The organism is Flavobacterium sp. (genome assembly GCF_044341185.1).
In the GTDB taxonomy this organism is placed as follows: Bacteria; Bacteroidota; Bacteroidia; order Flavobacteriales; family Flavobacteriaceae; genus Flavobacterium.
The window spans coordinates 23,147-42,236 of sequence record NZ_JBIISE010000001.1 but is presented as its reverse complement, the minus strand read 5'-3'; the positions used below and the strand labels follow the sequence as shown (position 1 = coordinate 42,236).

The following is a 19,090-nucleotide window of genomic DNA, read 5'->3' as shown; positions in this document are numbered from 1 at the left end:
CTGAATACTAAAAACTGAACACTAAAAACTGATCACTGAACACTATTCTAATGTGCTTCCAACCAGTTTTTACCACTACCAATTTCCACTTCTAAAGGAACAATCATTTTAAAGGCATTTTCCATTTCGTGTTTAATCATGGGTTGAATTTTTTCTAATTCGCTGTTATGTACATCAAAAACCAATTCATCGTGAACTTGCAATAACATTTTGGATTGCCAATTTTCCGATTTAAGTTTTTTATGGATGTTAATCATCGCAATTTTAATAATATCTGCGGCTGAACCTTGAATCGGAGCATTTACGGCATTTCTTTCCGCGCCACCCCGAACGATTGCATTTGCAGAATTTATATCTTTTAAATAACGTCTTCTTCCTGAAATGGTTTCTACATAACCGTTTTCTCTGGCAAAATCTACTTGATCAGAAATAAATGATTTTAATTTCGGATAGGTTTTGTAATAGGCATCAATCAACTCAGCACTTTCTTTACGTGATAAATTGGTTTGATTGCTCAATCCGAAAGCTGAAACACCATACACAATTCCAAAGTTGACGGTTTTGGCGTGACTTCTTTGCTCTTTTGTTACTTCTTCTAAAGGAATGTTAAACACTTTAGCCGCTGTACTTTTATGAATGTCTTCGTTGTTTTTAAACGCAGCAATCATATTTTCTTCACCACATAAAGCCGCTATAATTCGCAATTCAATTTGAGAATAATCGGCAGAAACTAAGGTGTAATTTTCATCTCTGGCAATAAATGCTTTTCTAATTTGTCTTCCTCTTTCGGTACGAATAGGGATATTCTGTAAATTCGGATTATTTGAGCTCAAACGGCCTGTTGCAGCAACAGTTTGCATGTAATCGGTATGAACACGCCCTGTTTTTGAATCCACTTGATTCGGTAATGCATCTATATAAGTACTTTGTAATTTTACCATTTGACGCCATTCTAAAATGTCTTTTACAATCGGATTGTCGTGGGCTAAATAACTTAATATTTCTTCACCCGTGGCATATTGACCCGTTTTTGTTTTCTTCTGTTTTGCTCCGCCAATTTTCATTTTTTCAAATAAAACGTCACCTAATTGTTTAGGAGACGCTAAATTGAAAGTTTCGCCAGCAGTTTCGTATATTTTTTGTTCTAAAGCTTTACTTTCAGCCGTCATTTCAACGGACATTTTTTGCAAGAAATCGACATCCAAATTAATACCTTCTTTTTCCATATCGGCTAAAACAGGCACTAATGGAATTTCAATTTCATCATATAATTTTTTCGTACCCACTTTTTCTAAAATAGGTAAAAAGTGATTTTTTAATTGAATAGTAACATCAGCATCTTCTACGGCATATTCTTTAATATCATCCAAAGGAATATCGCGCATATTGCCCTGATTCTTCCCTTTTTTACCAATTAATTCGGTAATAGATTTTGGCGAATATTTCAAATAGGTTTCACTCAATACATCCATATTATGACGCATATCTGGATTAATCAAATAATGCGCAATCATCGTATCGAATAAATTTCCTTTAACTTCAATTCCGTATTGTGAAAGAATTTTTAAATCGTATTTAATATTTTGCCCTACTTTTTCAATAGTTTCATTTTCGAAAAACGGCTTGAATTTATCAATTAAAGCCTGAGCTTCTTCTCTGTTTTCTGGAAACGGCACATAAAATCCTTTTCCTTTTTCCCAAGAAAAGGCCAAACCTACTAATTCTGAATTTAAAGCATCTAAACCTGTGGTTTCTGTATCAAAACAAACGGAAGTTTGATTCAATAAATTTTGTATGAACATTTTTGTAGGTAAATCGCCCTGAACGTTTTGATAAAAATGTTCCGTATTTTCTAAAGTAGCATAATACGATGTGTGCTTTTCGGCTGCATCATCAGCATCGGAAAAACCAAATAAATCATATTGTTCATCTGTAGTTTTCTTAACTGGTGCTTTCTTTAAAACTGGAATCTCAGAATTTGTTACTTCAGCATTCGCCGCTGGATTGTATAATTTATCGAATTGCGCTTTCATTTGTCGGAATTCTAATTCCATAAATAAAGCATCTGTTTTTTCAACATCTGGTGTAGATAATTCGTAATCTTTTTCATTAAAAGTTACTGGGCAATCTAATAAAATCGTAGCTAATTTTTTAGATAAAATTCCTTGTGCTTTATTGGCTTCAATTTTGTCTTTTAAAGCACCTTTTAATTTGTCTGTATTGTCTAAAAGGTTCTCCATTGAACCAAATTCGGCCAATAATTTTTTTGCTGTTTTTTCTCCAACTCCTGGTAAACCAGGAATATTATCTACGGCATCGCCCATCATTCCAAGATAATCTATAACTTGCAGTGGATGATCTACTTCAAATTTTGCTTGAACTTCTGGAATTCCCCAAATTTCAATATCATTCCCCATTCTGGCAGGACGATACATAAAAATGTTTTCCGAAACCAATTGTGCAAAATCTTTATCTGGTGTAACCATAAAGACTTTGTAATTTTCTTTTTCAGCTTGTTTGGCAATCGTTCCAATTAAATCATCGGCTTCAAAACCAGCAACTTCTATAATTGGAATGTGCATAGCGCGCAATAAATCTTGAATGTATGGCACCGCAATTTTTATAGCTTCAGGTGTAGCATCTCGGTTGGCTTTATATTGTTCAAACATTTCCAAACGAAACGTACTACCGCCTTTATCAAAAGCAACCGCTAAATGATCTGGTTTTTCACGTTTAATTACATCCATTAAGGCATTCATAAATCCCATAATGGCAGAAGTATCCATACCTTTAGAATTGATTCTTGGGTTTTTTATAAAAGCATAGTAGCCTCGAAAAATTAATGCATAAGCGTCTAAAAGAAATAAGCGTTTTTGTGACATAAATCGATTTTTATCTATTCGTTTGTAAAAATACAATACTTTAAATAAAAAATCTTTGTTAAATTTCAATAAATATTTATGTTAATTGTGAACTTGTTAGTTACTTTGTAAAAATTTTACAAATATGAAAGGTTTAATACCGTTGATTATACTGTTAATTGTTGAATTCTATTCGTTTCAAGCAATTAAAACCATAACCAAAAACAAGTGGGTTTTATTGATTTATTTAGTCATTTCTATCGTTTTGATGCTTTTTATCGTGTATTCATTTATGAATTTTGATAGAGGTAAAGGTCAAAATAAATCAAGTTTACTTGTAATTGGGTTGACATTACTTATTTATGTGCCTAAAATTTTAGTTTTTTTAATTTTATTTATAGAAGACTTGTCACGCTTGGTAGAAGCCTCGATTATGAGTTTTGTTGATGAAAATAGAGAACAATTTTTTAGTCCAAGAAGACGTTTTGTAAGTCAGATTGCCTTGGGTATTGCGACTATTCCTTTTGCGTCTTTACTTTACGGGATGACCATTGGGAAATATAATTTTAAAGTACTCCGACAAAAAATCTTTTTCGACGATTTACCAGAAGAATTTGATGGTATGACAATTACTCAAATTTCAGATATTCATAGCGGTAGTTTTGATGAAAATACAGATAAAATCAAATACGCGGTAGATTTAATTAACCAACAAAATTCAGATTTATTATTGTTTACAGGTGATATCGTAAATACGCACGCCAAAGAAATGGATCCGTGGATTGATACGTTTAAAGGATTGTATCAACCTAAGTTAGGTAAATTTTCCATTTTAGGAAATCATGATTATGGGAAGTATTTCGATTGGGATTCGGAAAAAGAAGAAATTCAAAATTTTGAAGATGTAAAAAGCATTCATAAAAAATTAGATTTTACCTTGTTAATGAATGAAAATGTAAAGTTAAAAAAAGGTTCTTCCGAAATTGTTTTGGTTGGTGTAGAAAATTGGGGCGTACATTTTGGCAAAAAAGGCGATTTAAAAAAGGCTACATCAGGTGTTAATCCAGAAGACTTTAAAATATTGATGAGTCACGATCCAAGTCATTGGGAAAATGAAATAAAAAATCACGAGACTCATTATCATTTAACCTTATCAGGTCATACGCATGGATTGCAATTTGGAATTGAAATTCCGGGTTGGTTCAAATGGAGTCCTGTGCAGTATGTATACAAACAATGGGCAGGTTTGTATGAAAATGCTGGAAGATATATTTACGTAAATAGAGGATTTGGCTTTCACGCTTATCCAGGTAGAGTAGGAATTATGCCCGAAATTACCGTAATTGAGTTAAAAAAAACCAAAAAAGAGGCGTAATTGCTTAAAAAATGTGGTTTTTTGTTTGATATATTAAAAAAATATATACATTTGTTTAATAAACAATTCGGTCTATGTCGAAATTTGGAGAACTTATAGATGCACAAGTGCCAGTATTAATTGATTTTTTTACGGAATGGCACGAACAGTCTATTATTATGAATGAAACAATTCGTCACGTTGCGGCTGCCTTAGGCGACAAAGCAAAAGTGATTAAAATTGATGTAGATAAAAACAAAGAATTAGCGGAAGCACTTCGTATTAAAGGTCTACCAACTTTTATGATTTACAAAGATGGTCAAATGGTTTGGAGACAAAGTGGTGAATTTGATGCCAATACTTTAATTTCTCTTATTCAAGAACAAGCTTAGGCGATTTTTTCAAAATTAAAACCTTTATTTTTTAATGTTTCAATGGCTTTTTCTAAGCTATTGAGAATATTTTCTTTTGCCTTATTGCTATCGTGAAACACAATAATACTTCCAGAAGAAACATTTTTTATTACATTTTCATAACATTTTTCTGCTGAAATACTTGCGTCATAATCTTTACTTAATACATCCCACATAATTATTTTATAACCTAACTTTCTAAGCTTGTAGGATTGCCACGGAGTAATTTTACCATAAGGCGGACGAAATAATTTCGAATTTCGAATTTTGAATAACGAGTTCAATTTGATTTCGCAAGCTTCTGTATTACTTATGTATGTTTTTGTTTTTGTTTTCCAGCCCTTTAAATGGCTATAGGTATGATTTCCTACAGAATGCTGTTTAGAAATAATTTTCTGAACAATTTCTGGGTGTTTTCTTACGTTATCCCCAATGCAAAAAAAGGTAGCTTTGATGTGATGATTGTCTAAAATTTCTAAAACTCTTTCCGTGATTTCTGGCGTTGGTCCGTCATCAAAAGTTAAATAAATACTATTTTCAGTATTCGGAATATTCCAAACCTGATTAAAAAATAAGAGCTTTATTATTTTAGGAACTTTTATCATAAAAAAAGCCATTCAAAGGAATGGCTTATGTATTTTTTTATTCAATTTCTCTTTTATATTCGCCCATCATGTTATTGAAGTTATTGAATTTCACGCGTTGTAAATTATAAAACTCTAAATCTCCATTTTCCTGAGCTAATAATAATAACGAACGATAAATTTCAATTTCTCTATAAATTTCCATGCGATAAAACGCTTTCTGTTTTTCAGATTGCGAATGAAAGAAAGTTATTTTTTCTTGATATTTTTTAATCAGTTGATTTAAGATTTTTCTCGCTTCTTCTATTTTACCAATTTTATAATATCCTTCTGCAAACGGTTCAACAGTAGAATAATATTCAAAGTAATCAATTGGCATGTTTTTCATAGCAATTTTAATTACTTTTTCTGCTTTATCAAATTTCTTTTCTTCAATTAATGCGGTCATTAATCGAGAAAGATTGTTTCTGTAAGATAAGGCATTTTTGCGCGTTTCTGGATCGTGATAAATTTTATCGCTTCCCGCATTACCCCAAGTCCATCGGTTGATGATTTTGAAGGTTTTTTCAGTATCAATATAACCCATATCGTAAGAATTTCCTTCTTTTAGTTTGGTTCTTACTGGAACTAATTTGTAAACCATACCATCTAACTGTAGGTATTCTTTCATCCAAATATAATCGTCGGCACCAAAACTTCCTGGAGAGAAATATATAGGTCGTTTCCAGTTGTTTTCGTTAAAAATATCTAACATTAAAATTCTGTTTTTGTAAATGGCACCGCCTTTTAATTTTAAATTAATTTGTGGTACAATAGAATCGTAATATTTTTTATCTACAACTTTATTTTTGATAATGTTTTGCTTGTCAATTTTAACTTTTAAATGTTCGCTTGGATAAAAATGCACGAATTGACCATTTTTCATTTCTCTTTTAGAACGATCGTCTTTTAAGAAATCTAAAGTTAAACCTAAATCTAATGTATCGGTTGTTCTTTCGTCAAATAAACAGTAATTTCTTTTGTCTCCAACATATTGATCATGTGTAAACGAAATAGGCACTGCATCTGATTTATTCGATTTTACCTTCATCTCATCAATATACCAATCTGTTGCTAACAAACTGGTGTTTACAATTCTAACATCCGTTCTGTATCCTTCAATTTCTTGCAAATACCACATTGGAAAGGTGTCATTATCGCCAATTGTAAATAATATAGCATTGGGTTCACAGGAATCTAAATAGGCTTTTGCCATCGCTACAGCAGTGTATTTTCCGCTTCTATCATGGTCATCCCAGTTTTCTGATGCCAAAAGTACTGGTGAAGCTAACAAAGTAGTGGCTAATACGGCTGGAAGGGCTACTTTAGGCGATACATATTTTAAAATATATTGATAAATGGCATAAATTCCTACGCCAATCCACATCGCAAAAATATAAAACGAACCTACTAAAGCATAATCTCTTTCTCTTGGTTCGAAAGGTCTTTCGTTTAAGTAAATTTTCAACACTAAACCAGTGAATAAATATAATAGTAATAAAACATAAAACGATTTCCATTCTTTTTGTGCATGATACACCATTCCGATAATAGCTAATATGAAAGGTAAAAAGAAATACGTATTTCTACCTTTATTGTTTTTCATATCGGTAGTTAATTCACTTTGATTGTCTAAATGTAAGTTATCAATAAAGCTTATTCCGCTTAACCAATTTCCTTCTAAACTTTCATAATTTCCTTGTAAATCATTTTGTCTTCCAACGAAATTCCACATTAAATATCGGAAATACATATAGCCAAATTGGTATTCAAACATAAATTTCATATTGTCTGAAAACGAAGGTTTTTCAATCGTTAAATAATCGCCATAGGTTTTTAAAAATTCCTCGTATTCGTCTAATCCAAGTTTGTTCGATGCAAATTGACTTCTAAAATCAGAAACAATTTCGGTAAACTGTCCTAATTTATCTTCATCCGTTTCGCCAGTTTCTTCATCATAAAACGCTTCATGATTTACACTAAATTCAAGCGGTTTGGTAAAAGTCATGTAGTTTTTGGCGTGTTCTTCACTCCAAAGTCTTGGTAAAAACGCATTGTGTTTTGAGTTTGGATTATGATTGGCGTTTTTATAATTATTGGTAATAATATATTTACCTGTTTTCTCGTCTCTTTCGTAGTTTGGCTTATCATCAGAATACGGGTTTTCTTCATCAGCTCCAGCATAAGCATTGGAATACTGAGGACCATAAAACAATTTTGTTTCTCCGTATTGTTCTCTATTGTAATACGCTAAAACTTCGGCAGCGTCACTTGGTTTGTTCTCGTTTATGTTAATATTTGAATTCGCTCTAACTGGAAGCATTATCCATGTTGAAAATCCAATTAAAATAAATAGTATACTTAATAATAGTGTATTAAACTTTACTAATTCTTTTTTCTTAGTATATGTTAAACCAAAATAAAAACCAGCTACAATTAGTAAAAAGGCAATAATAGTTCCAGAATTAAAAGGCAATCCCATTGAATTTACCGCGAAAATTTCTGTTTTTGCAAAAAACGATAACGTGTAAGGTAATAGAAATTTAAAAATAAACATCAAAATCGCTACTATTACTACATTGGCAATAATAAAGTTTTTAACTGTAATATTTTTTTGAGTTTTAAAGAAATATAACATTCCAATTGATGGTAAAGCTAATAAGGCCAAAAAGTGAACCCCAAAAGAAAGTCCAATAACCAATGAAATTAAAATTACCCATTTATTTCCTCTTTCTGTTTCCAGCTCTTCTTCCCATTTTAATCCCAACCAAAATAATAAAGCAATAAACAAAGAAGCCATAGAATATACTTCAGCTTCTACTGCATTAAACCAAAAACTATCTGTAAATGTATAGGATAAGGCAGCAATTAATGATGCACCAAGTGTAAGTTTTGAAGTTTCATTGTTCCATTCAGAGGTTGCGACAACAATTTTTCGTATAATTTTAGATGCAGACCAAAACATAAATAAAATGGTAAAAGCACTTGAAAACACAGATACCATATTAACCATCAAAGCAATTTGACTATTATCTGTGGCAAACATGGCAAAAAACGCACCTATCATTTGATATAATGGCGCTCCTGGCGGATGTCCAACTTCTAATTTGGCAGCTGTGGCAATATATTCGCCACAATCCCAAAAACTCATTGTTGGTTCTACTGTTAAAGTATAGGTAACTAATGCAATTATAAAAGCAAACCAACCCATGTAGGTGTTCCATTTGCTGTAATTAAATAAAGTCATAAATATGCTAAATTAATTTAGATTACAAAGAAACTATTTATTGGAGAGATTACCAATTTATTTTTTCTTAAAAATTATTTAAAAATTATTTGCAGAGTATAAAATATATATTACATTTGCACTCGCAATTGCAAAATAATTGGTTCATGGTGTAATGGTAACACTACTGTTTTTGGTGCAGTCATTCAAGGTTCGAGTCCTTGTGAACCAACAAAAAATCCCGTTTGAAAAAGCGGGATTTTTTTATTTCTATTATATAAAATTACTTATATTTTAAATGCAATAACAGGTCTTTTTGCGTGGTTTACTAAATCCTCCGAAATACTTCCGTTTAAAAAGTGAGAAATTCCTTTTCTCCCATGCGTACAAACGGCTATAATATCAGAATTTGAATCTTTTGCAAAATGTAAAATTCCTTTTTCCACATTAATGTCATTATAAATGTGAGTTGAATAATCAGAAAAGTGAAATTCTTCAATAAAGTTTTTTACTTTTTCTTCAGAAGCTCTTGTTGTACTGAAATTATTTGGAGTAATTACATGTAATAAATTAATATGAGCGCCAAAATATTTAGCAAAATCAACTACTTTTTCAAAAGGTTTTTTAATTTCATCTGAAAAATTAGAAGCAAATGTAAGTGTGTCAACTTTAAAATCCGCATCTTCTTTTTTAATAACTAATACTGGAATTTCTGAATTTCTAACTACTTTTTCTGCATTTGAGCCTACAAACATTTCGTGAAATCCGCTAGCACCGTGAGAGCCCATAACTACTAAATCAGCATGATGTTTTTTTCCGTTTTCAATAATTCCTTCAAAAGCCATATTAAACTGCACGATACTCGAAACTTTAATATCATCTAAAAAACTTGCGTTTTCTAATTCTTCTAATTTGGCTACAGCTGCATTTTTAAAGAACATTAATTCAGGTATTTCATGCGAAGTATTAAGTGCGTCATTTCCTGAACTTGATAATTCTAGCATATGTAATAAAATTATTTCGCCATTATTTTTTTTGGCAATTTGCGCAGCAACTTTTAAAGCATTTTCGGCATGTTTTGAAAAATCGGTAGGGACTAAAATTGTTTTCATTTGTTTAAATTTAATTACTATTTATTATAGTATAAAGTTACGATTTTTTTTTGAATTGTTTAACTTTTTCGGAAAAATGAAATATTTGTACATTTAAAAAAAAATGTTGTATATTTGCCAAGTTATTTAGTAAACAACCAAATAATGAGGCACGCATTGCGTGCCTCTTTTTATAAAGATGACATTTAAAGAAAAAGTAAAAAACTTGCTTGACAAAGCGTTAGAAGAGAACACACAATTGTTTCTGATAGATTTAGATTTCTCAGAATCAAATAAAATTTCCGTGATTTTAGATGGCGATTCTGGTGTAAATTTACAAGATTGTATCAATGTAAATAAGTTTTTAGATAGCGGTTTAGAAGTAGAAGAGGTAGAATATTCTATTGAGGTTGCCTCGGCAGGTGTATCTTCGCCTTTAAAATTAGTTAGACAATATAAAAAAAATATAGGAAGAACAGTAAAAGTAAAAACCATTTCTCAAGGCGATTTTGAGGCTACATTATCTGATGCAGATGAACAAACAGCTACATTATCTTGGAGTGCAAGAGAACCAAAAGAAATAGGTAAAGGAAAAGTAACCGTTCAAAAAACAATTACAATTCCTTATTCAGACATAAAAGAAGCAGTAGTAATAATATCATTTTAAAAATAAAGCATACCATGGAGAATATTGCATTAATAGATTCATTTTCAGAATTTAAAGACGACAAACTAATCGACAGAGTAACCCTTATGGCTATTTTGGAAGATGTGTTTAGAAATGCGTTGAAAAAGAAATATGGTTCAGATGACAATTTCGATATTATCATAAATCCAGATAAAGGAGATATGGAAATTTGGAGAAACCGTGTAGTTGTAGCTGATGAAGATTTAGATCTTGAAAACGAAGAAATTACATTAACAGAAGCCAGAAAAATCGAACCTGATTTTGAAATTGGAGAAGAAGTATCTGAAGAAGTAAAATTAATCGATTTAGGTAGAAGAGCTATTTTAGCCTTACGCCAAAATTTGATTTCAAAAATTCATGAACACGATAATACGAATCTTTACAAACAATTTAAAGATTTAATTGGCGATATTTATACTGCCGAAGTACACCATGTACGACCTAAAATGGTAGTATTAATGGATGATGATGGTAACGAAATTATCTTACCTAAAGAAAAACAAATTCCTAACGATTTCTTTAAAAAAGGAGAAAATGTAAGAGGTATTATCGAAAGCGTTGAGCTTAAAGGTAATAAACCTCAAATTATAATGTCAAGAACAGCACCTAGTTTCTTAGAGAAATTATTCGAACAAGAAATTCCTGAAGTTTTTGATGGTTTAATTACCATTAAAAAAGTAGTTAGAATTCCTGGTGAAAAAGCAAAAGTTGCTGTTGATTCTTATGATGATAGAATTGACCCAGTTGGTGCTTGTGTAGGTATGAAAGGATCTCGTATTCACGGAATTGTTCGTGAACTAGGAAACGAAAACATTGATGTAATTAATTACACACAAAACACACAATTATTTATTACAAGAGCGCTTAGCCCAGCAAAAGTTTCTACAGTAAAAATTGATGAAGAAAATAAAAAAGCAGAAGTTTTCTTAAAAATTGAAGAAGTTTCAAAAGCCATTGGTAGAAACGGACAAAACATTAAATTAGCAAGTCAATTAACTGGATACGAATTAGATGTAATTCGCGAAGGAATTGTTCAAGAAGAAGATGATGTGGAATTAAGAGAATTTAGTGATGAAATTGAAGAATGGATTATTGAAGAATTCGAAAAAATTGGTTTAGATACCGCTAGAAGTATTATCGATAAAGATGTTGCAGATTTAGTTAGAAGAACAGATTTAGAAGAAGAAACCATTTTAGATGTTATCAATATCCTAAAACAAGAATTAGATAGCTAATTCATAATAATTTAGCATCACAATCACAAAGAAAATTAAGCAAAAAACAAATATGTCTGAAGAAAGAGTAATACGAATAAGTAAAGTTTTAAAAGAATTCAACATTTCACTTGATAGAGCTGTTGACACCTTAAAAGAGAAGGGTCATACCATTGAGCACAGTCCCAATGCAAAAGTTTCTCAATTGGAATTCGACGTCTTGTGCGATATTTTTTCGGCCGATAAAGGGAATAAAGTAGCTTCGAAAGAAGTTGGCGAAGAAAAGAAAAAAGAAAAAGAAGCACTAAAACGTGAAATCGAAAAAGAACTCGAAATAAAACGTCTTGCAGATGAGGAAAGACAAAAACAAGAAATAATAAAAGCAAAAGCAGTTGTTACCGCTCCAGTTTCTTTAGGAAAAATTGATTTAAATCCAAAAAAACAAGAAGCAACTAAAGCGGATAAACCTACTGCAGCTAAAGAAAATAATGTTGTTTCAAAAGAAAAAACAGTTGTTGCAGAAAATACTTCAGACAAACCTGCAGAAACTACAAAAAAAGCTGTTGAAAAAACAAAAGCTAAAACAGAAGATCCCTCAGTTCAACCACAAGAATTTAATGTGGATGGCACACCTATTGAAGTTCGTTTAGATACTCAATACACCAAACTTTCAGGAGCTACTTTCACGGGTCAAACAATTGATTTATCTCAATTTAATAAACCTAAGAAAAAGAAAGAAGAAATAAAAAAACCAGGAACTCCAGGTGCTGCTGTAAGTAAACCAGGAACTCCAGGAACTCCAGGAACTCCAGGTTCAGCAGCTAATAAAAGAAAAAGAATTGTTAAGCCAGGAACGCCAAACACAGGTGGTACTACAGGAAATACACAAGGTGGAGGTCAAGGTGGTTTTGTAAAAAGACCCTACCAAGGCGGACAAGGTGGACAAGGTGGTGGAGGTTTTAAAAAACCAGGTTTTAACAAATCAACACCAATTGTAAAAGTTGAGCCAACGGAGGAAGAAGTAAAAAATCAAATTAAAGAAACTTTAGAAAGATTACAAGGGAAAGGTAATAAATCTAAAGCGGCAAAATATAGAAGAGATAAAAGAGATACACACCGTCAACGTACTGATGACGATTTAGCACAACAAGATTTAGAAAGCAAAATCCTTAAAGTAACAGAATTTGTTACGGTTGGTGAAATTGCAACTATGATGGATGTGCCAATTACAAAAGTAATCGGAACGTGTATGTCTCTTGGGATTATGGTAACCATGAACCAACGTTTAGATGCTGAAACTTTGACTATAGTTGCAGATGAATTTGGTTACGAAATGCAATTTATCACAACCGATATTGAAGAAAATGCAGTAATTATTGAAGACACTGAAGAAGAATTAGAATTCAGAGCACCAATTGTTACCGTTATGGGTCACGTCGATCATGGTAAAACATCGTTACTAGATTACATTCGTAAAGCAAACGTTATTGCTGGAGAATCTGGAGGAATTACGCAGCATATTGGTGCCTACGGAGTAACTTTAGATGGTGGTCAAAAAATCGCATTCCTTGATACTCCTGGTCACGAAGCCTTTACTGCGATGCGTGCTCGTGGAGCTCAAGTTACCGATATTGCAATTATTGTAGTAGCGGCTGACGATGATATCATGCCTCAAACAAAAGAGGCAATTTCTCACGCACAAGCAGCAGGTGTTCCAATGATTTTTGCAATCAATAAAGTGGATAAACCAAATGCGAATCCTGAAAAAATTAAAGAACAATTAGCAGGTATGAATTTACTTGTAGAAGATTGGGGTGGAAAATACCAATCACATGATATCTCTGCAAAATTCGGACAAGGAATTCCTGAATTATTAGAAAAAGTATTATTAGAAGCTGAGGTTCTTGAACTAAAAGCAAATCCAAATAAACCTGCACAAGGAACTGTAGTAGAAGCACAATTAGACAAAGGTCGTGGTTACGTTTCTACAATATTAGTACAAGCAGGAACATTAAAAATTGGTGACTACATGTTGGCTGGTAAAAATCATGGTAAAATTCGTGCCATGTTTGATGAAAGAGGAAACAATGTAAAAATTGCAGGACCTTCAACACCAGTTTCTGTTTTAGGTTTAGACGGAGCGCCAACAGCAGGAGACAAGTTTAATGTGTATGAAGACGAAAGAGAAGCAAAACAAATTGCAACAAAACGTGCACAATTAGCTCGTGAGCAATCGGTTCGTACACAAAAGCATATTACACTTTCAGAAATTGGACGTCGTATTGCTTTAGGACAATTTAAAGAATTAAACATTATCCTTAAAGGAGACGTGGATGGTTCTGTAGAAGCACTTTCTGATTCATTCTCTAAATTATCTACAGAAGAAATTCAAATTAACATCATTCATAAAGGAGTGGGAGCAATTACAGAATCTGACGTATTATTAGCTTCTGCTTCTGATGCGATTATTATCGGATTTAACGTTCGTCCTGCAGGAAATGCAAAAGCTTTAGCAGATAAAGAAGAAATTGATATCCGTAATTATTCTATTATTTACGCTGCAATCGACGATTTAAAAGATGCAATGGAAGGTATGCTTTCTCCAGAATTGAAAGAAGAAATTACCGGAACCGCTGAAATTAGAGAATTGTTTAAAGTTTCTAAAGTTGGGACAATTGCTGGATGTATGATTACAGATGGTAAAGTAATCCGCAGCAACAGAATCCGATTAATTAGAGAAGGTGTTGTTATTTTTACAGGTGAATTAGTGGCTTTAAAACGTTTCAAAGACGACGTAAAAGAAGTGTCTAAAGGATACGATTGTGGTATGCAAATTAAAGGTTACAATGATATTAAGGAATACGATATTATTGAAAGTTTCCACGAAATTGAAATCAAAAAGAAATTAAAATAAAATTTCTTTAAAATATAAAATCCCAATGAAAATTGGGATTTTTTTTGTTCTATTATTTTTTCACTTCTTATTTTAAATGAAAAAATAGAACATAAATTAGTAGAAAATCTTTATATATTAAACGTAAAAAAATATAATAATTTGTTTTTTTTAACTTATTTTTGAAGATACTAAAATACTTCAAATGCAATTCGACATTCAAAACACCGAATCTTCGGCTTTATATAAATTATTGACAGGAACTGTCATTCCAAGACCTATCGCTTGGGTAGCCACTATCGATGATAATGGAATTGATAATTTGGCTCCGTTTTCCTTTTTTAATGTCGTTAGCGAAGACCCGCCTCATATTATGTTTTCAACGGTTCGAACGGGTAATAAAAATAAAGACACATTAAATAATATTCTCGCCAATCAGCAATTTGTAGTCAATTTAGTTACGGAAGATGTTGTAGATCAAATGAATACTACTTCACAATCCGTTGCGGCTGATATCAATGAATTTGAATTGGCAAACGTAACTCCAATAGAATCCATTTACATCAAACCAAAACGAGTAAAAGAAAGTTTGGTGCAATTTGAGTGCGAAATGGTACATCATTATTTTATCGAAAAGCATCAAAATGGAGGCGCTTGTATTATCATTGGAAAAATTATTACCATGCATATAGATGATTCCATTTTGATGGAAAACCATAAAATAGATTTAGAAAAATACAAACCTGTCGCACGTTTAGCAGGTTCAAATTATAGTAAATTAGGAGAAATATTCTCAATTAAAAGATAAATTAATTATCAATTATCCATTGTTAATTATCCATAAAATATGAAAATAACAGTTATAGGTGGTGGTCCAGGCGGACTTTACTTTTCGATATTAACCAAAAAAGCAATGCCACATTGCGAAATCGATATTTACGAAAGAAACAAACCCGATGATAGTTTTGGTTTCGGGGTAGTGTTTTCAGATGAAACCTTAGGCGAATTCTTAAAACGCGACATGAAATCGTATGAATTAATCCGAAGTAAATTTGCCTACTGGGATGATATTATTATTGCGAGAGATGCTGAATCCGTGACTATTGCTGGAAATGGTTTTTGCGGTTGTTCCAGAAAAACACTACTTCAATTACTGCAACAACGTTGTGTAGAAGAAGGTGTGAATTTGCATTTCGAACAGAATGTAGAGGACCTATCACAATTTGCAGATTCCGATATTATTCTGGCAACAGACGGAATTTCAAGTACCATTCGTACTCAATATCAAAAGGAATTTGGAACAAAAATCGAATTAAAAAAGAACCGCTTTGTGTGGTTAGGCTCTACAAAACCGCTTGATGCTTTTACCTATTTTTTCAGAAGTACACCTCATGGAACCATTGTAGCGCATTCGTATCAATACGAAGAAGGCATGAGTACTTGGATTTTTGAATGTAGCGATGAAACTTGGCAAAAACATGGTTTTGAAGTTACCAACGAAGCCGATACTATGGCAAAAATTGCCGAAATCTTCAAAGATGAATTAGATGGACATCCCTTGATTTCAAATAAATCACATTGGCGTCAGTTTCCGCATGTTACCAACAAAAATTGGTATCATAATAACATTGTTTTATTAGGCGATGCCAAAGCTACAGCCCACTATTCTATTGGTTCGGGAACAAAATTAGCCATGGATAGCGCTATTGGATTATCCGACGCGGTGATTGCTAACCCAAATGATGTACAAGCCGCTTTTGCCCAATACGATAAAACCCGAAGAAATACGGTTGAAATGATTCAGTATGCCGCCATCGTTTCATTAGATTGGTTTGAAAATATGGATCGTCACATGCAACATTCGTTTCAGCAATTCGCCTTTGGTTGCATGACGCGTTCCAAAAAAGTAACGTATGAAAATTTACGATTAAGAGATAGTTCTTTTACCGATAAGGTTTTGGTTGAGTTTAATGACAATTGCAATGTCAATATCAAAAATCAATCGACTGCATTTTCAAGTTTCAAATTAAGAGATTTAGAATTGCAAAACCGTATCGTAATGTCGTCAATGGGGCAATATGTAGCCGAAAACGGATTGGTAAACGATTGGCATTTTCAGCATTATACATCAAGAGCAGTCGGCGGTTTAGGATTAATTCTTACCGAGATGACAGCTGTTTCTGACACAGGAAGAATTACAGAAGGTTGCGCAGGTATTTACACCGAAAATCAAGTAAACGCTTGGAAACGAATTACTGATTTTATTCATAAATATACCCAAACTAAAATCGGAATTCAATTAGGATATTCAGGAAGAAAAGGTTGTTCAAAAATTCCTTGGGATGAACAATTTCAGGGTAAAAAATGGGAGTTGCTTTCGGCTTCTGCCATTTCGTTTAATGAAAATTCATCTTGTCCGAAAGAGATGACTTTAGCAGATATGCAATTGGTTAAAAATCAATTTGTGCAAGCCTCAAAAAATGCTAATGAAGCTGGTTTTGATATGATTGAATTACAAGCACATCACGGCTTTTTATTAGCATCTTTTTTGTCACCGTTAACTAATATTCGCACCGATGAATTTGGCGGAAGTGTTCAAAATCGTTTGAAATATCCACTAGAAGTTTTTACAGCCATTCGTGAAGTATTTCCAAAAGAAATGCCAATCTCTGTAAGAATATCGGCAACCGATTGGGCAGAAAACGGAATTTCAGAGCAAGATGTTTTGGTAATTTCAGAAGCGTTTAAAAAAGCTGGTGCCGATATTATTAATGTTTCCACAGGAAATACGGTTGCTGACCAAAAACCACAAACTGGCAGAATGTGGCAAACGCCATTTTCAGATACTGTACGAAATACGGTACATATTCCAACAATAACAGCCGGATATATTCAAGATATTGATCAAATTAATACGATTATTTTAAACGGAAGAGCCGATTTAGTAGCACTTGGAAGACCTTTGTTATTAGATGCTAATTTTGTAAGAAATGCGCAAGCGTATGAACAATTTCAAGCAACAGATATTCCAAATTCCTATAAAATGGGCATTTCACATTTGTATCCATTAAAAGCTGCCGAAAGAAAACAAGCAGAAGGCATGAAAAAAGCATTGAAACCGAAGAGTAACAAGAAGTAATAAATAATGAAGGATAATTTTACTCAAATAAATTTACCTAATCTGGAATTTCAACCAGAATATACCTTTTTGGATTTACCACAATTCCAACAACCTGAACTATTGAATTGCGTCGAAAAACTATTAGATTTTCACATCAAAGAAGGTCGAGGAAATACCATTTGCATTCGAACCTTTGAGGAAACCTGGACGTATCAAGATTTGTATGAAAAAGCCAATCAAATTGCGCATGTTTTAGTCGAAGATTTGGGCTTACAATCCGGAAATCGCGTGTTATTACGTTCGGCGAATAACCCAATGATGGTCGCGTGTTGGTTTGCCGTTTTAAAAGCAGGAGGAATTGTAGTGGCAACTATGCCGCTTCTACGAGCAAAAGAACTATCCACTATTATTGATTGTGCTGAAATTTCTCAAGCCTTTTGCGACAGCGATTTAGCTGAAGAAATGAATTTAGTACAATCAAATTTTCTAAAAAAAGTAAGTTTTTACAGAAATTCTGATTTAGAAAATTTAATGGCATCCAAACCAAAAACATTCGACAATTATCCGTCAAAATCAGAAGATGTGGCTTTGATTGGATTTACTTCGGGAACCACTGGTTTACCAAAAATGACCGCACATTATCACAAAGATATTTTAAATATTTGTGAAGCATTTCCAAACTATTCGTTGCAACCTACTTCAACTGATATTTTTATAGGAAGTCCGCCTATTGGTTTTACTTTTGGTTTAGGCGGATTGGTGTTGTTTCCCATGTATTTTGGTGCTTCCACTTTTTTAATCGAAAAGCCAAGTCCAGACGTCTTGTTACAAGCCATTCAAGAGTATAAAATCACGATTTGTTTTACCGCTCCAACCGCTTGGCGTGTTATTACAACAAAAATTCAAGATTACGATATTTCGAGTTTAAGAAAATGTGTTTCGGCAGGTGAAACATTACCGTTAAAAGTTTGGCAAGATTGGTATGATGCCACAGGGCTAAAAATTATTGATGGCATTGGCGCTACCGAAATGCTACATATTTTTATTTCGTCCAATGAAGAGAATATCAAACCTGGCGCAACTGGAAAAGCCATAACGGGTTACGAAGCAAAAATTATTGACCAACAAGGCAACGAATTACCAAGAAATGAAGCTGGAAGATTGGCGGTGCGAGGAATAACAGGTTGTAAATATTTGAATCGAGAAGAAAAACAAAAGGAATACGTTGAAAACGGCTGGAACATCACAGGCGATATTTTCCGTCAAGATGAAGAAGGGTATTTTCATTTTGTGGCTCGTGGCGATGATATGATTATTTCTTCTGGTTATAATATTGCGGCAATTGAAGTAGAATCCGTACTTTTAACTCATGAAAATATTTTAGAATGTGCCGTTGTGGGTTTACCCGATGAAGAACGAGGCATGTTGGTTTGTGCACATATTGTTTTAAAAGAGCAAGCAACGGCAGATGAGGCCTTAAAAATTCAGATTCAAAATTGGTTTAAAAACACGGCAGCACCTTATAAATATCCAAGAGTAATCCATTTTGTGGATTGTTTGCCAAAAACAGAGACAGGGAAAATTCAACGATTTAAGTTAAAATAAT

At 32.8% G+C, this 19,090-nt stretch carries 12 protein-coding genes and 1 tRNA gene; 9 read left to right on the top strand and 4 right to left on the bottom strand.

Annotated features, from left to right (window positions below; genetic code table 11):
• Positions 1-47: 47 nt before the first annotated feature.
• The gene (polA, locus tag ACIQZ1_RS00160) at positions 48-2,882 is read right to left on the bottom strand and encodes a DNA polymerase I (RefSeq protein ID WP_396157883.1); all 2,835 of its coding nucleotides are present in this window, start codon (positions 2,880-2,882) and stop codon (positions 48-50) included.
• A 124-nt stretch (positions 2,883-3,006) separates the two neighbouring features.
• On the opposite strand from polA, the gene ACIQZ1_RS00155 reads away from it, so the two are divergent.
• Together ACIQZ1_RS00155 and ACIQZ1_RS00150 are read left to right on the top strand one after the other, a co-directional pair.
• On the top strand, positions 3,007-4,236 hold the full coding sequence (locus tag ACIQZ1_RS00155; protein ID WP_396157881.1) for a metallophosphoesterase: 1,230 nt from the start codon (positions 3,007-3,009) through the stop codon (positions 4,234-4,236).
• Positions 4,237-4,310: 74 nt separating this feature from the next.
• Positions 4,311-4,607 (top strand): co-chaperone YbbN, encoded by a 297-nt coding sequence (locus ACIQZ1_RS00150; RefSeq protein WP_291241685.1) that lies wholly within the window; start codon positions 4,311-4,313, stop codon positions 4,605-4,607.
• On the opposite strand, the gene ACIQZ1_RS00145 is transcribed toward ACIQZ1_RS00150, so the two are convergent.
• On the bottom strand, positions 4,604-5,233 hold the full coding sequence (locus ACIQZ1_RS00145; RefSeq protein WP_396157879.1) for a polysaccharide deacetylase family protein: 630 nt from the start codon (positions 5,231-5,233) through the stop codon (positions 4,604-4,606). The two genes, ACIQZ1_RS00150 and ACIQZ1_RS00145, sit on opposite strands and share 4 nt — an antisense overlap.
• Before the next feature lie 37 nt (positions 5,234-5,270).
• Positions 5,271-8,498 carry a protein O-mannosyl-transferase family gene (locus ACIQZ1_RS00140; RefSeq protein ID WP_396157877.1) on the bottom strand — a complete coding sequence of 1,076 codons (3,228 nt, stop codon included), beginning with the start codon at positions 8,496-8,498 and terminating at the stop codon, positions 5,271-5,273.
• Between the two features lie 140 nt (positions 8,499-8,638).
• Here ACIQZ1_RS00140 and ACIQZ1_RS00135 point away from each other — a divergent pair.
• Positions 8,639-8,709 (top strand) — tRNA-Gln (locus ACIQZ1_RS00135).
• A gap of 55 nt (positions 8,710-8,764) precedes the next feature.
• On the opposite strand, the gene ACIQZ1_RS00130 is transcribed toward ACIQZ1_RS00135, so the two are convergent.
• Positions 8,765-9,589 (bottom strand): universal stress protein, encoded by an 825-nt coding sequence (locus tag ACIQZ1_RS00130; RefSeq protein WP_396157875.1) that lies wholly within the window; start codon positions 9,587-9,589, stop codon positions 8,765-8,767.
• Positions 9,590-9,767: 178 nt separating this feature from the next.
• Here ACIQZ1_RS00130 and rimP point away from each other — a divergent pair, with 178 nt between their 5' ends.
• The 6 genes from rimP to ACIQZ1_RS00100 all read left to right on the top strand — a co-directional run bounded on the left by rimP (position 9,768) and on the right by ACIQZ1_RS00100 (position 19,089).
• Positions 9,768-10,235 (top strand): ribosome assembly cofactor RimP, encoded by a 468-nt coding sequence (gene rimP, locus ACIQZ1_RS00125; protein WP_396157873.1) that lies wholly within the window; start codon positions 9,768-9,770, stop codon positions 10,233-10,235.
• 14 nt (positions 10,236-10,249) lie between these two features.
• Positions 10,250-11,491, top strand: coding sequence for a transcription termination factor NusA (gene nusA, locus ACIQZ1_RS00120; protein WP_396148008.1), 1,242 nt, complete (start codon positions 10,250-10,252; stop codon positions 11,489-11,491).
• Between the two features lie 52 nt (positions 11,492-11,543).
• The gene (infB, locus tag ACIQZ1_RS00115; RefSeq protein WP_396157869.1) at positions 11,544-14,384 is read left to right on the top strand and encodes a translation initiation factor IF-2; all 2,841 of its coding nucleotides are present in this window, start codon (positions 11,544-11,546) and stop codon (positions 14,382-14,384) included.
• Between the two features lie 184 nt (positions 14,385-14,568).
• On the top strand, positions 14,569-15,171 hold the full coding sequence (locus tag ACIQZ1_RS00110) for a flavin reductase family protein (protein WP_396157867.1): 603 nt from the start codon (positions 14,569-14,571) through the stop codon (positions 15,169-15,171).
• Between the two features lie 39 nt (positions 15,172-15,210).
• Positions 15,211-17,502, top strand: coding sequence for a bifunctional salicylyl-CoA 5-hydroxylase/oxidoreductase (locus tag ACIQZ1_RS00105; protein WP_396157865.1), 2,292 nt, complete (start codon positions 15,211-15,213; stop codon positions 17,500-17,502).
• Positions 17,503-17,508: 6 nt separating this feature from the next.
• Positions 17,509-19,089 (top strand): AMP-binding protein, encoded by a 1,581-nt coding sequence (locus ACIQZ1_RS00100; protein WP_396157863.1) that lies wholly within the window; start codon positions 17,509-17,511, stop codon positions 19,087-19,089.
• Position 19,090: the final 1 nt, after the last annotated feature.